Here is a 15538-nt window from a genome sequence, read left to right on the forward strand (position 1 = left end):
AAATTCCAAATTCTAAAAATAGGAATAACATAAAAAATATCAAATTTCAAGTTTTAAAAATTCCAAATTCCAACGTTGAAACTGGACAATAAAAAACCGAAATAACATTATAAAATGCATTTCGGTTTTATATTTTAAACTCCTTTAAATTGGAATTTGGATTTTCTCAATTTTGGAATTTCTTTTTTTTATTGTTTTTTATTAAAATCCCCGGCATAAACAGAGGTCATTTTATCTAAAGTCAGGTATTTTTTCAATACTTTATTTACTTCATCCACTTTTAAAGCTTTTACTTTAGTCTCAAGTTGATCATAATCATCAAGAGTTATTCCGTATTGCAAATAAGTATTTACCAACTCCATTAAAGTATAATCAACCCCTAATCTTGTTTTTCTTTCATTTTGCCAGCTCACTAAATTTGATTTTAATTCTTCGGCTGTAAATCCATCTTTTAAAGCTTTTGCAATTTCCTCTTTTGCAGCTGTTTCAACAGCATTCTTTTTCGTAGGGTTTAAGAAAGCATAATAAGTCCAGGCTGCCGCATCATTGGTAATTGGTACATCAATAAAAGAACCTGCACCGTAACTAATACCCTCTTTTTCTCTTAATCTCATCGGAATTCTGGCGCTTAAAAAACCACCGCTCCCTAAAATTTCATTTGCCATAACAAATGCCGGATAATCTGGATTTTTTCTATCCATTTTAAAACTGATTCTTCCTAGCGCCACAGCATTTTCTTTATCTGGTGTAATAATATCTTTATCTAATTTTTGTGTTTCAAAATAAGCCGGCTGAGCAAGTTCGTATTTTGATTTAGAATTCCATTTTCCAAATGTATTTTCTAAAATCTCTCCTGTAGTTTTTGCATCTAAATCTCCTACTACACTTCCTATTCCATTATTTCCGCCTAAAACATTGGCATAGAAATCAACAATTTCAGCTTGTTTGATCTTTTTAAAAGCATCAATCTGCTCCTGAATAGTTGGTGTATAAAAAATACTTCCTTTTGGATATTTAGTAGTTATTCTCGAAAGTTCTGTAAATGCAACAGCTTGCGGATCATTTAAACTTGACTCCAAATAGGTGTTATATTCGCTGATTGTTTTAGTTAGTTCATTTTCAGGAAAAGTCGAATTTGCTAATAAATCTGCTAAAATTCCCATTACTTCTTTAAAATGTTCCTTATACGTATTAACGCTAACCGATAATGTTTGGGTCGTAAAATTAAAATTAATTGACGATTTCAATTGATCCAATTTATCCTGAATTTGCTCTTTAGTCTGCGTTTTAGTTCCTGTTTTTAACAATTGGGCCAAAATTCCGGCAATATCACTTTTACCAGTTAAATCTTTTTCATTACTAACCGGAAACTTAAAACTTGCCTGTACTTTTCCGCCTTTAATCTCTTTTTTGATTAAACCGTATTTGATACCATTTGTTAATTTTCCTTCAACAAGATTTTGTTTTAAATTTTTAATGGATGCTTCAAATGGTGCAGCTTCTTTCTCTAAAGCTTTCCCTTTATAATCTTTAGTAAGTGCCAACAATTGTTCATCAGTATATTCATTTGCTTTTACTCTTACCTCATCTTTAGATGGAATAAATACTCCAACTGTTCTATTATTAGGCTTAAAATATTTCTCAGCAACTCTTTGAATATCTTCTTTTGTTAATTTCTCAACAGCATCTCTGTATAAATAACCAAGTCTGTAATCGCCCGCTCCAATAATTTCGGTTAAATTAATAGCGTACGAAATAGTATTATTTTTTACAGCTTCTATTTGCTTGATAATTTTTGCTTTTGCTCTGCTTACGTCCTGATCCGTATATTTTGTGGTGGTTATTTTATCCAGCTCACTTCTTACAATATCTTTTGTTGCATATACATCTTTATCATTAGGAACTGCAACTCCAAAATAAATAAAACTTGCGTCTCTTACTGAAGGCTGCCAAAAATAAATATTGGATACTTTTTGTGTTTCAACTAATGTTTTATATAAATAGCCAGATGGATCTGCAGTTAAGATTTCTCCTAAAGCATCAATCGCTGCATAATCTTTATCTGCATAAGATACCGTATGATATAAAGCGCCAACATTTTTGCTGTCACCCGCTCTTTTAAGCTCTACATATTTTTCGCCGTCCTGAGCAGGTTCTATGGTATAGGTTTTATCTAAAACTCTTTTTGGTCTCGGAATTGCCCCAAAATACTGCCCAACATATTGCAATGCTTTTTGTTCATCAAATTTACCTGCAATTATTAAGGTTGAATTATCTGGCTGATAGTATTTTTCATAAAAAACGCGAAGTGTATTTGCTTTTACCCTTTCAATATCTTCTTTACTGCCAATGGTGCTGTTTCCGTAATTGTGCCATAAATAAGCCGAAGAAAGAATTCTGTCCTGCAAAACGCCGTCAGGATTATTTTCGCCTATTTCAAACTCATTTCTAACTACAGAAAATTCTTTATCAAGATCAGTTTGCAAAATGGTAGAATTAATCATTCTGTCGGCTTCCATTTCGATGCTCCATTTTAGGTTTTCATCGCTTGACGGAAAAACTTCATAATAGTTTGTTCTGTCAAACCAAGTAGTTCCATTGGCATTTCCTCCTTTGTCTGAAAGCATTTTTTTAATATCCCCTAAATTCTTAGTGCTTTTAAAAAGCATATGTTCTAATAAATGCGCCATTCCTTTTTCTCCATAACCTTCATTTCTGGAACCAACATTGTAAACAATATTGACTACCATATTACTTTGAGAAGCATCTGGAATTAAAAGAACTTTTAATCCATTATTTAAAGAATATTCTTTGACGCCTTCGACATTTGTGATGTACTTGGGTGTTTCCGCTTTTTGTGCATAAACTGGGCCCAATGAAACTAATGAGCAGCATAAAACTCCACTAAGAAATAGTTTTTTCATAAATTGTTTTTAAGGGTTATTTAATTGTTCGTGGTAATCAAATATAGTATTTTTCTGAAATACGATTTATTCTTATTAACTTACTTTTAGCAATTTACGGGAAACCACAAAAAAAGCCGAAACTACATTGTGAATGTATTTCGGCTTTTTATATTTTAGTTCCAAATTGAAATTCGGAATTTGGATTTTTTTTATTGAAATTTTCTATATTAAACAGCAACTCCAGATTTTACATTTTCAAAATTTCCCTGTAAGTGGGCTGCATTTGCTCTTCCGCTTGGATCAAGATTTTCCTGCCATTTCGGAATCCATTTACGAACCGTTTGCGCTGCACTAACCTGCGGATAGTATTTGTGGAAAATAGACCTGTAATAATACGCTTCTTTTGTTGTTGGGGTATTATAAGGAAACTCTGCACTTGCACCGGCCAATTGTTCATCTGTAACTTGTGTAGCACAATATTCGATTAATTCATCAACCCAGTTATATCCTACTCCATCAGAAAATTGTTCTTTTTGTCTCCATAAAACTTCTTTTGGTAAATAAGGATCATTTGGAGTATCAAAAGCTTTTCTTAAAATGTATTTTTCAATTCCTTCATACGTTTTAGGCTGTTTTTCTTCGGTTTTAATTCGAATGGTAACATCTAAAAAATCTGTATCTAAAAACGGAATTCGTGCTTCGATTCCGTTTGCCATAGTAGTTTTATCAACACGAAGTAAATCGGCCGTAAATAACTTCTGAACTCTTTCTATAGTTTCATCCTGAAATTCTTCTGCCGAAGGCGCATTTCTAAAATACAAATGTCCACCGAAAATTTCATCGGCACCTTCACCCGAAAGAATCACTTTTACTCCCTTATCAATTATTGCTTTTGATAATAAATACATTGGAACTCCTGAACGAACCGAAATAATATCGTACGTTTCAATATGCGAAATCACTTTTTCTAAAATCGCTACACCTTCTTCAACTGTAAAATGTATTTCATGATGATCTGTTCCTAAAAATTCAGCTGCTTTTCTTGCCGAAACATTATCCGGAGCATCAGCATCTAATCCGATAGAAAAAGACGGAAGTTTTTTACCATTTTCTTTTAATAATCTAGATGCGATTGATGAAATTAAAGAGGTATCTAAACCTCCTGATAATACAACTCCAACAGGAACTTCACTCATTAATCGTTTGCGGGTTGCTTCGATTAATGATTCACGAATTAAATCTAAATCAAGTGACTGAGTGGCATTTTTATGATCTTCGTATTCTGGATGATAATATTTTACAAAACCGCTTTTTGCTGTATAATAATGTCCCGGAGGAAAAGTCGAGAATGACTTACATTGATCTGCAATTGATTTCATTTCAGAAGAAAAATAAATCCTTCCTCTTTCATCTAAACCATAATATAAAGGTTTAACTCCAATAGGGTCTCTTCCTGCAATATATTTATCTCCGTCGATTATTACGAAAGCAAAATCTCCGTCTAGTTTATTACAAAAATCATATCCAAATTCTTCGTACAAATGCACAATTACTTCTGAGTCAGAATTTGTTCTAAAAGTATGATCTTTTAAAACGGTATTTTTTAATTCCTGATAATTATAAATTTCCCCGTCGTGAACCATCCAGGCTTTATCTGTTCCCTGAATAGGCTGTTTCCCCGATTTTAAATCGATAATAGAAAGACTTTCATGACAAAGAATACTGCCATTTTCCATAATGTGCAAATCGCTTTCATCAGGACCGCGATGCGACATTCTTTCAGAAAGTGCTTTTACAAGCTGCGGGTCTTTTCCTTTACCAATAACGGCCAATAATCCAGACATACTATTCTATTTTTTTATTTTTATTCTACTGTTTCAGACTTAAAATAAGCCGAACATTAAAAAATCATTAAAATTTTCTGCTAAAAGCAAAACTAAATATTATTTTTTGCTTTCCTACATTTTCAGTATTAAAATCTTAGGTATTTAACTTTTTTGGGGAATGCCAAATATAAAAAAAGTAAGTTAAATAATTGCCGAAATATTTTTATAAAGAACTGAAATATAGAATTTAACAATTTTAGACAAGAAAGACGTTCTTAAAGTAAGAACGTCTTTCTGCAATATATATACTAATTCTAATAATTAAACGTGTTTATGCTTTTACATAGGCATCGTCGTGAACGCTTGCCACTGCTCTACCAGAAGGGTCGTTCATGTTTTTGAATGCTTCATCCCACTCTAAAGCGATTTTTGTACTACAAGCTACACTTGCTTCCTGAGGAACGCATAATGCTGCTGCATCGCTTGGGAAATGTTCTGTAAAAATTGAACGATAGTAATATTCTTCTTTTGAAGTTGGCGTTTGTAACGGGAATTTAAATCTTGCGTTTGCCAATTGTTCGTCTGAAACTTCTCTGCCTACAACTTCTTTCAAAGTATCAATCCAGCTGTATCCTACTCCATCAGAAAACTGTTCTTTTTGTCTCCATGCAACACTTTCAGGAAGCATATCTTCAAAAGCTTTACGAACAACCCATTTTTCCATTGGATGTTCTTTGTTGATCATTTTATCTTGTGGGTTGATGCGCATGGCAACATCCATAAATTCTTTATCTAAGAAAGGAACACGACCTTCAATTCCCCACGCCGCTAAACTTTTGTTGGCACGTAAACAATCATACATATGAAGTTTACTTAATTTACGAACGTTTTCTTCGTGGAATTCTCTAGCGTTTGGCGCTTTGTGGAAATATAAATATCCTCCAAATAACTCATCTGCACCTTCTCCAGAAAGAACCATTTTGATTCCCATTGACTTAATAACTCTCGCCATTAACCACATTGGAGTCGAAGCTCTTACTGTAGTTACATCATAAGTTTCTAAGTTGTAAATTACATCACGAACAGCATCTAAACCTTCTTGAATAGTGAATTTAATTTCATGGTGAATAGTTCCAATATGATCTGCTACTTTTCTTGCTGCTGCTAAATCCGGAGATCCTTCTAAACCAACAGAGAAAGAGTGTAATTGCGGATACCAGGCATCTGTTGTATCATCTGATTCAATACGTTTTTGCGCAAATTTTTTGGCTACAGCCGAAGTAATAGACGAATCTAAACCTCCTGAAAGTAAAACTCCGTAAGGAACATCACTCATTAATTGTCTGTGAACTGCAGCTTCAAGCGCTTTTTTGATTTCAGGAATACTTGTTTCGTTGTCTTTAACCGCATCATAATCAACCCAGTCTCTTTTGTACCATTGTACAAATTCACCGTCTTTACTTGATAAATAATGTCCCGGAGGGAATAATTCGATTTTTGTACAATATCCTTCTAAAGCTTTTAACTCAGAAGCTACATAGAAAGTTCCGTGTTGATCCCAACCAATGTATAATGGAATAATTCCCATATGGTCACGAGCTACAAAATATTCATCTTTATCAACGTCATAAATTGCAAAACCAAAGATTCCGTTTAATTCATCAACAAAACTTACTCCTTTTTCTCTATATAATGCCAAGATAACTTCGCAGTCACTTTCTGTTTGAAAGTTATATTTTCCTTCGAATTGCTTACGTAAATCTCTGTGATTGTAAATTTCACCATTTGCAGCCAAAACCAATTTTTTATCTTCTGTAAATAAAGGTTGTTTTCCTGAAGCTGGATCTACAATAGCCAAACGCTCATGAGAAAGAATCGCTTTATCATTACTGTAAATTCCGCTCCAGTCTGGTCCACGGTGACGAATGATTTTAGACATTTCTAATACTTGAGGTCTCAAAGCTTCGGCTTTTTGCTTTAGATCAAAGGCACATACAATTCCACACATAATTTTATATTTTAAACTTTTAATTTTATTTTGATAAGGCAAAGATGCGGTATTGGTTATAATTGAAAAACACAAATATCAATTTCAGTTACAATTTTAAACAACAATTAAATATTTACATATAAAATGTAAAATTTTAGCATAAAAAAATGCCCGAAACTTATAATTTTCAATTTTGAAGGTAAAATGCGAGTAAAACCGAAGGTTTTGGAGAAATCTTTGAATTAAATTTTGAGATATTTCAGAATCGTTAAAGATATTTCAAACCATGAACAAATTCTCGAATAGAAATATGATTTTTCACAATATTGTCATTTCGAGGAACGAGAAACCTTCGTAAGAAACTCTACAAAGATTGACAACGTTATTATTCATATGTAGTCCCTAGGGACTAAACCTAAAACAATAAATCACAAAACACTTTCAATAGTATAATGTGTCTTATTAATCTCAAACTGAAACCCCGCTTTATTCCCCATCAAATGATTTCCCAAAGGTGACTGCGGAGAAAGCGCAATAACATTAATTCCGTCAATTGCTATTTTAGGAAGTGCAACACTTACATATAAATAGATTCCGTTTGCTTTTACCAAACTTCCTGAAATAATGTTTTCAGTATTTTTAGAAGGATCAATTTTATCTAAAATTGCTTTTTGAGCAATAGCTTCTTTAAGTTTATTGGTTAGTTTTTCCTGTTCGATATGCATCATCGACAAAGCTGTTTCGTGCTTATCGCCCGCCGAACCTTTAGCATCGTTTTTAGAATCTTCTGTCAATCCCGAAATCATGTCTTTAAAAACATCAATTCGGTCTTGAACCATTTGTAAATAATGAGAATGTATTTTTTCTTTGAAAGTCATTTTTTTTAAAGGTACTGAGGTTCTGAGGTACAAATGTGCAAAGGTTTTTCTTCTGTCGCAAAAAAATAGCCACGAATTCACGAATTTACTCCAAAAAATTCACGAACTCATGGCTAAAAAAAAGGCACTTTTTATATTTTATATACTCTTTGTGCCTTGGTGTTTTTGCGGCAAAACCTTCTTAAAAATCGAATTTATAATTCCCTCCTACTAAAACCTGGAATCCCTGAACAGGGTAATTCAGCCATCTTTCGTAAGCTTGGTTTCCGATATTATTTAATTTTAAGAAGAAAGTCAAACGCTCATTATATTTATATCCTAAATGCGCATTGGCATCAAAATAACTTTTTAAAGTCGTAATTACAGGATCTGTTCCAAAAGTCAGATTGGTCTGCATGTCTTTACGTTCTCCAACATAAAACACATTTAAACCTGCATACCATTGATCTGTAATATTTACATCAAGATTTGAACTCAATTTCATTGAAGGCAAATTCCACGCTTCTAATCCATCTGTTTTGTAGCTGTTAAAAGTTCCGTTGATTCCAAAAGAAACATTTTTAGAAAAATCAGCTTTCAATTCTCCGTAGAAACGGAAAGTTCTAACATCATCATAAATTACACTAAACGAGTTTCCGAAACCATAATTCTGGTTCGAAAAATCTTCTGTATAATCGTTGCTTTTAAATAATGCTTTGTCTTTTTCATTCAAATAAGAACCAGTTACGTTATAACTCACATTATTAGCCAGTTTTCCTTTTAAACCTGCAAAAACTGTATATTGATTACTGGTTGGCCTCATATTTAAAGTTGGAGACAAAAACGGGTTTTCGGTTACAAAATCAGCGTATGAATTTTGATTTAAACTTCCGTTAACTCCAGTATAGAAAATCATTAAATCACCAACTAACTTATATGAAGCATTTACTTTTGGGTAAATGTAAAATTTGTTTCCGCTGTTTTCAGAGTCCAAAGCATAAAACAAACCAGCCCCTAATTCTAATGTCCAGTCATTTTCATTAACCACAAAACTTGGTTCAATTCCAAAGTTTGTCAAACTATATTTTAAAGGTTCAATATTATCCCAAGCGTAATTATGTTCGAAAGAACCGCTAACATGATCTACAATAATATTAGTATTAATTGCCTGATCCATAACATCCACTTTAAAAGTCGGTTTTAGATAAAAACGATTTTCTGAAGAAGAAAAACTATCCGAAAAGTTCGTAAATCTTGTTGAAATTTTGCTAAAAATACCTTCCGTAAATTCAGCATTTCCACCTAAAGAAATTGTGTTATAAGAATGATTCGGATTAATGCCTCTAATCAAATCTTCCTGAGTTCCAGGTGCCAAAGTCATTCCGAAATCAGCTGGTAAACCATACCAATTGTATACTTGATTTTGATAACCTAAATCAACACCCCAAGATACATCACGATCTTTTACACCGTAACCAATATTTAAACCTGTATCGTAAAATTCATCGTTTAGATTTACATCTTTAATTCCGCCCTGAGAAGAATGATGACGCAGCATTCCGGCTAAATAATCGTTGTTTCCTAAATCCTGAGTTACGAATAATTCAGCATTTAGCGTTCCGTAATTTCCAACTCCAAGCGTTGCATAATTATTAAACAATCTTTCTTTTTTAGATTTATCTACAGCTTGCGCGTTTCCTTTTGACGGCGTAAAAGTCGAAGCCACAGGAACCGATAAAATACTATATTTAATAGTTTCTTTTGGCTGATTTCCCGCATCGTCCAGCGAAGGCGTTTCTTTCACTTTAAAAGCGTCGGATATTGTTGGCGAATAAGGTTTTACTACGTTTACCGTTTCAGTTCCAATGCTTTCATTCTTCTTAACTTGCGAAAACGAAAGCTGGCAGACAAACAACACTAGTAAAACGATAATTTTATTTCGGCACTTAATTTTCATATTTATTTCTTTTAAGAGAATAGAGAAAAGAGTATAGAAAATAGACTTACACTATTTCTTAATTCTTAACCTCAATCTCTTTGTTCAGTTTCTATATTCTAAAATCTATATTCTTTGTTCTTTATTCTATTTTCTCTTCTCTAAAAATCAAGCTTCCCACTCTCCTTTTGCAACAAACTGAGCTTTTCCTCCAATATTAATATCAAAGTGATTATCAGTTAATTTCCCTTTAAAAAAAATCTGAGACGGACGCCCAATATAATCTCCCTGATAATTCGTTAATTCAAATTCAGGTTTATGGTATTTTAGCAGAAAAGCTTCAAGACACGTACTTGCACTTCCTGTTGCGGCATCTTCTACCAATTGATTATGTTCAATGCATAACATTCGGCTAAATAGTTTTGAACCTTCCAGATAATAAAAATACAAGCCTCTGTGATCTGTTTTACAATGATTTCTCATCCAATGATCTGCTTTATCTTTATCTAAAACCAGATTTTCCAACGCTCTTTTACTGCTTAATCCAACCATTACAAAGGCGCTTCCCGTTGTAACTTCCTGGATTGGAAATTGATTTTCAAAATCTTCTTTTTTCAGATTACTGAATAATGTAAAATCTTCTTTAGAGAAAATATCCCAAAATTTTGGCTGTGCTGCTTTTAGCCAGATCAAATCTTCTGACTGCTGAATCTGAATAGGTCCAATCGGAACATTCAATGTTATACTTTCAGGCGAATTATCAAATATTTTATTGATCAAAACCCACGAAGTTCCAATTATTGGATGTCCTGCAAACTGCATTTCCTGGGCCGGTGTAAATATTCTTATTTCTGCTTTATTGTTTTCTCTGTCCAGTTTTGTTATAAATGTGCTTTCCGCAAAATTAATCTCGCGCGCCATTTGCTGCATTTCTTCTGAACTTAAATTCTCAGCTTCTAAAAAAACCGCCAATTGATTTCCGGCATATTTTTTATCAGCAAAAACATCAACTATATAAAAAGGTAAACTCATTTCTTTCTTTTTTCTTTAGAGAATAGAACCAAGATGAAAGATGAAAGACTTTCCAATCTTGCTTCTTGCCTCTTTCTTCTACAATTTTCTTATTTATTAATTGACGAATTCGTTTTTGATTCTTCCGCCTTAATCTCACTTAATTCTTTTTTCGCTTCTTCAACAACATCCGGATAATCTGTAAAATTGTTGATTACGTTATCCAGAATATAAGTTGCCTGATAACTGTCTTTTAATCCGTAGAAGTTTTTCGCCATTAAAACCAAACCTTTTGCTCCGTAATATTTGTATGCTGAATAGCTTTTTGCCAGTTTTTGAACTGCAGCATTCGACGCATCAAATTTTCCTTCTTTGGTTTTAAAATAAGCATCATAATACAACGCTTCTGCTGCTAATTCTCCTTTTGAAGTTGTAGACAGTTTTGCATACGCTGCTTTTGCTTTATCTTCATCTCCGGTTTGAATTGCCGCGCGTGCTACAATAATCTGCGCATCGGCTTTTACGTTGGCATCTGCTTTTGGATTCGCTAAAACTTTATCTGCAGCAATAACTGAATTGTCATAATCCTTTTTGTCATAATAACATTTCATCAGGTTGGCCTGAGCAAAGTTTTTGTTTTGCGGATAATCTGCTTCGCTTTCTAAACGAACTAAAACCGGAATCGCTTTATCACAATCTTTCGCTTTTAAGTAAATCTGAGCCAATCTGTTTAAAGCTTGTTCTGTAAATTCATTTCTTGGCTGGTCGATTACATATTGATAATTCTGAGTCGATTTTGTTTCAGATCCTTCAGCGTAATATAATTGTGCCAAATTGAAATTAGCTTCTAAAGCATGCAATCCCGAAGGAAACTTGCTCACATAACCTGCAAATCCTGTAATCGCTGCTTTGCTATTATTTTGACTGTATTGTTTGTTGGCCGCATCGTAAGTATCGTTATCTAACTCAGCATCTGTAACCGAAACGAAATCTAAAGTTCGAACCCAAGTTGCATATTCATCTACTTTTCCTGAATCAACATAAATTAATCTTGCTGTCGAAACGGCTTCAAGTGCTTCCGGCGTTTTTGGAAATTCAGCGGCTACTTTTTTGAATTTTGCCAGCGCTTGTTCATCACGATCTGAATTGTAATAAATCAAACCTTGTTTCAATATAGATTTTGAAGTAAAAGATCCGTTTTTGTATTCAGAAATCAACTGATCGTATGTTTTAATTGCCAAGTCATTCTTTTTATCCGCCACATATGTATTTCCTAATTCGAATAAAGCATCATCGCGATATTCTGATTTTTTATACATTTTTAGAAAGTTATTCAGCTCGTTGATTTTCTGATCATTTTTAGACATAAAACCATAGGAAAGTGCTTTTTGAAACTGAGCGTAATCGGCATCAACACTTTTTGCGTCCATTGCTTTTCCGTAAGCTTCATTTGCCTGCGCGTATTTAGAATTTACAAAACGTGAATCTCCTAAACGCAAATATGAATCATTTAAACGTACTTTATCAGAAGGAGAATTATCTATCTGCGCCTGAAACGAGTTCGCCGCCTGATCGTATTCTTTCAGTTTAAAATACGTGTAACCAATATTATAATTGATGTTTTTATACTCGTCTGTAGATTTTGCTGCAGGAAGTCCAGCGAATTGTTTGTATGTCAATAATGCATTCTGAAAATCATCTGAGACATATTCTGTTTCTGCTTTCCAGAAAGTGGCACGCGCTGTAAATTCAGGTGTTTTTTGTTCGCTTATCGCACTTTTAAACATTTTTCCGGCTTCCGTATAATTCGATTCATTATACAATTCAACTCCTCTGTAAAAAAGTACTTTTTGATACGCCGCTTTATTTTCGGCGCTTCTGTTTTTTTCTAATAAAGCCAAAGCTTCTTTGTAATTTTTAGTCGAAATATAAGAGTCAACTAAAAGTTTTTCTACTTCTGCCCTGTTTGAATTGTTTGGATATTTCTTTAAGAAATCAAGTAAAATTCCCGGAACAGTTTGGTAAGCGTTACCGATATCATAACTTACTTTGGCATAATTTAAAGCTGCATCTTCCTGAATTTGTGCATTGAAATCCATTTCTGAAGCATTTTTAAACGCGTTCAAAGCTTCTTGTTTTTTACCTGTATTTAAATAACTTAAACCTAAATGATAATAGGCATTTTGAGCCACGAAATCTTTTCCTTCAATAATTTTATTGAACTGAGAGATGGCTTTTTCGTAATTTTTCTGTTCGTAATACGCATAACCTAATTGGTAGAAATCGGTATTATTCCATTTTCCTTTTTTACCCGCGTATTGCTCTAAATACGGAATCGCTTTTTCGTATTGTTTTAAATTGAAATAACTTTCTCCGATAATTTTATTCAGCTCTGATTTTTCCATTTCATTTGATTTCGCCATTGCTTTTTGGCCCAAATCGATTGCTTTTTGAAAATTTCCTAATTTGAAATTCATATCAGCCTGATAATAAGAAAGCTTTTCTTGGTATTTTTCTTCGCCCGAAACTTCATCAAAATATTTTGTTGCTTCTTTATAATCGTCGCCTTCATAGGCCATAAATCCTAAATAATATTTGGCTTGCGAACCAAATTCTGGAGAATTCACGACTTTATTAAAATACGTTGTAGCTTCTTTTTTCTTTTTAGCTGTAAAGTAGCTGTATCCTTTCTGGAAATTAAATTTATCCGATTCTGATTTACTCATGTAACCTTCGTCAACTTTGTCAAACCATTGCAAAGCTTTTGGATAATTTCCCTGTTCAAAGAAATATTGTGCCACTTCAATATAAGCCTGATTTTGTTTGGTGCTTGTTGGATAATCTTCTACGAATTTTTCCATCAAAGCATCGGCGTTGGGCTGATTGGTTCTAATAGCGCAATTGGCGATATAATAAGCGCAGTCTGATTTTACTTCTTCTGTTTGTGCCGTATTATTTTTTACATACTCAAAAATATGTTGTGCCGAAGCGTATTGTTTGTCGTTATATAAAGCCTGTGCTTTGTCAAAATCCTTTAAATCGTAAGTATAAATAGCTGATTTTTGTGCCGAAACTATGGTCGAAGTAAGGATAATTTGGAATAAAAAGAACCAGGAAAGTCTACGCATTTTAGTTATATTTAGTATTCAAATTTATCATTTTATACCGTTTATAACGAAACGTTTCTTGAATTTATTATGAACAAACATGGAATAACAAACATTTTAGAGGTAGTTTGAAAAATTAAAATGAACCCTATAAGTTATATAAGTAATTATAAGCTAGTACCTTTTAGCAGATTAACTAAAATGAACTTACTTTACTTATATGGTTTAAATTTTCATTCCTTTTTCTACAAATTTTCTTAAGAAATGATTGAAATTTATTTTGAATCCAAACGTTATCTTATTACTTTTACCATTCAAATCAATTTTATTATGTCAGAAACCGTACTATCTCTTAAAGAAGTCACTATATATCAAGAAGGAAGAAAAATTTTATCTCATATTAACTTAGATGTTCAGCATGGAGAGTTCATCTACATCATTGGGAAAACTGGTTCCGGAAAAAGCAGCTTTTTAAAAACTTTGTACGCAGATTTACCTTTAACTGAAGGTGAAGCTCATATTGTTGACTTTGATTTGGCAACTTTAAAAGAAAAAGATATTCCGTATTTAAGACGTAAAATCGGGATTGTTTTCCAAGACTTTAAATTACTTCCAGATCGTTCTGTTCAGGACAATATGCTTTTTGTTCTTAAAGCTACTGGATGGACTGAAAAAGAAGCGATGGAATACAAAATCGACGAAGTTCTGGATAAAGTTGGGATGAAAGATTTCCTTAACAAAATGCCTCACCAGCTTTCTGGCGGTGAACAGCAGCGTGTTGCAATTGCAAGAGCTTTACTTAACGATCCTGAGTTTATCCTTGCAGATGAACCTACAGGAAATCTTGATCCGCAGACAAGTTCTGAGGTTTTAGAAGTATTAAAAAACATCAACGCACTTGGTAAAACTGTTATCATGGCGACTCATGATTATGCTTTATTGATGAAATTCCCTTCTAAAACATTAAAATGTGAAGATGAAAGAATCTTCGAAGTGGTTCAAAGAAGCGTATAAATCTTAAACTTTTTTTAGAATTAAAATATCCTGATAATCAAACAAGTCGTCAACTGCTCTGTTTGACCAGGTTCCGTATATCTTATTTTCTAATTTTAATTGACTTGTTTGAATCATCTTAAAAAGCAATTCTTCTTTAAAAGCAATATTTGCCGAAGGAACTTTTTCATTCATCAATCTGTAATTTTCTTTTTGATAAGGGAAACAGAATCCTTTATTTTCTTTTGAGATGTATTCTTCATTTTGATCATCATAAAGAAAGAAAGTCGAAAGACATTTTCCATCGGTTTTTAAAACTCTGTAAATTTCATTTAAATAGTTTTGAACTTCTTTTGGCTGCATGTGTGTAAAAACCGAGAACAGAAAAACGGTATCAAAAGAATTATCTTCATAAGGAAATTTAAAATTCTCTGCCTTTTTATTGGTTAGATTGTATAAATCATTATTGAGCGAAATGTGCTGAAAATTAAAATTAGAGAAATCTTTGCTGATGTTTTTTTGACACCAGTCAATTCCTTTTTTTACAACATCAAAACCTTCGTATTTTCCTTTTGTTGACAAATACTGCGTTAAGGGCACTGCAGCACGGCCAATTCCGCAGCCAACATCTAATACAGAATGATCAGGCTGCAACGAAGTGTATTCTTTTAAGAGTTCTAAATGATGTTTTCCTTGTGACAAAAAATCACCGGAACCAATAAAAATGTCTCCTTTTTTAGGCTCATATTTGTTTTTGTTTCTGCTTAAAGAGTACCAAAAATCAGCAGGAAAATAATAAATCTTACGAACAAGAAATCTTGACTTTGGAGAAATAGCATAATAAAGAGACCTTAAATTCATTTTTGATTTATTATTTTAATAAAAAACATTTCCTTTACAAATATATTTTAA

At 32.9% G+C, this 15538-nt stretch carries 9 protein-coding genes; 1 reads left to right on the plus strand and 8 read right to left on the minus strand.

Annotated elements, in window-relative coordinates:
• Positions 1–188 precede the first annotated feature (188 nt).
• The 7 genes from J2Y38_RS09440 to J2Y38_RS09470 all read right to left on the minus strand — a co-directional run bounded on the left by J2Y38_RS09440 (position 189) and on the right by J2Y38_RS09470 (position 13654).
• Complete coding sequence (locus J2Y38_RS09440) at positions 189–2924, minus strand: pitrilysin family protein (protein WP_309841607.1); 2736 nt, start codon at positions 2922–2924, stop codon at positions 189–191.
• Positions 2925–3133: 209 nt separating this feature from the next.
• Positions 3134–4750 carry an asparagine synthase B gene (gene asnB / locus J2Y38_RS09445; protein ID WP_309841609.1) on the minus strand — a complete coding sequence of 539 codons (1617 nt, stop codon included), beginning with the start codon at positions 4748–4750 and terminating at the stop codon, positions 3134–3136.
• Between the two features lie 313 nt (positions 4751–5063).
• Entirely contained in the window at positions 5064–6740 is a 1677-nt protein-coding gene (gene asnB / locus J2Y38_RS09450; RefSeq protein WP_309841610.1) for an asparagine synthase B, read from the minus strand.
• Positions 6741–7150: 410 nt separating this feature from the next.
• Positions 7151–7600: a hypothetical protein gene (locus tag J2Y38_RS09455; RefSeq protein ID WP_309841611.1), complete on the minus strand. Its 450-nt coding sequence runs from the start codon at positions 7598–7600 to the stop codon at positions 7151–7153.
• 181 nt (positions 7601–7781) lie between these two features.
• Complete coding sequence (locus J2Y38_RS09460; protein WP_309841614.1) at positions 7782–9536, minus strand: TonB-dependent receptor; 1755 nt, start codon at positions 9534–9536, stop codon at positions 7782–7784.
• A 147-nt stretch (positions 9537–9683) separates the two neighbouring features.
• The gene (locus tag J2Y38_RS09465; protein WP_309841617.1) at positions 9684–10547 is read right to left on the minus strand and encodes a PhzF family phenazine biosynthesis protein; all 864 of its coding nucleotides are present in this window, start codon (positions 10545–10547) and stop codon (positions 9684–9686) included.
• A gap of 89 nt (positions 10548–10636) precedes the next feature.
• Positions 10637–13654, minus strand: a complete 3018-nt coding sequence (locus tag J2Y38_RS09470; protein WP_309841618.1) for a tetratricopeptide repeat protein — start codon at positions 13652–13654, stop codon at positions 10637–10639.
• A 309-nt stretch (positions 13655–13963) separates the two neighbouring features.
• Here J2Y38_RS09470 and J2Y38_RS09475 point away from each other — a divergent pair, with 309 nt between their 5' ends.
• Positions 13964–14647 carry a cell division ATP-binding protein FtsE gene (locus J2Y38_RS09475; RefSeq protein ID WP_053471180.1) on the plus strand — a complete coding sequence of 228 codons (684 nt, stop codon included), beginning with the start codon at positions 13964–13966 and terminating at the stop codon, positions 14645–14647.
• Between the two features lie 3 nt (positions 14648–14650).
• Here J2Y38_RS09475 and J2Y38_RS09480 read toward each other — a convergent pair whose 3' ends face one another.
• A complete protein-coding gene (locus J2Y38_RS09480; protein WP_309841621.1) occupies positions 14651–15487 on the minus strand; it encodes a class I SAM-dependent methyltransferase in 837 nt (278 codons plus the stop codon).
• Between the last annotated feature and the right edge of the window lie 51 nt (positions 15488–15538).

Origin of the sequence: Flavobacterium sp. 2755 (assembly GCF_031455715.1) — a bacterium.
Classification (GTDB): domain Bacteria; phylum Bacteroidota; class Bacteroidia; order Flavobacteriales; family Flavobacteriaceae; genus Flavobacterium.

Excerpts from the sequence above, each read along its gene's own strand:
- J2Y38_RS09470 (WP_309841618.1), bottom strand. The coding sequence starts at position 13,654 with ATGCGTAGACTTTCCTGGTTCTTTTTATTCCAAATTATCCTTACTTCG.
- J2Y38_RS09460 (WP_309841614.1), bottom strand. The coding sequence starts at position 9,536 with ATGAAAATTAAGTGCCGAAATAAAATTATCGTTTTACTAGTGTTGTTT.
- J2Y38_RS09480 (WP_309841621.1), bottom strand. The coding sequence starts at position 15,487 with ATGAATTTAAGGTCTCTTTATTATGCTATTTCTCCAAAGTCAAGATTT.
- J2Y38_RS09455 (WP_309841611.1), bottom strand. The coding sequence starts at position 7,600 with ATGACTTTCAAAGAAAAAATACATTCTCATTATTTACAAATGGTTCAA.
- J2Y38_RS09475 (WP_053471180.1), top strand. The coding sequence starts at position 13,964 with ATGTCAGAAACCGTACTATCTCTTAAAGAAGTCACTATATATCAAGAA.
- asnB (WP_309841610.1), bottom strand. The coding sequence starts at position 6,740 with ATGTGTGGAATTGTATGTGCCTTTGATCTAAAGCAAAAAGCCGAAGCT.
- J2Y38_RS09440 (WP_309841607.1), bottom strand. The coding sequence starts at position 2,924 with ATGAAAAAACTATTTCTTAGTGGAGTTTTATGCTGCTCATTAGTTTCA.
- J2Y38_RS09465 (WP_309841617.1), bottom strand. The coding sequence starts at position 10,547 with ATGAGTTTACCTTTTTATATAGTTGATGTTTTTGCTGATAAAAAATAT.
- asnB (WP_309841609.1), bottom strand. The coding sequence starts at position 4,750 with ATGTCTGGATTATTGGCCGTTATTGGTAAAGGAAAAGACCCGCAGCTT.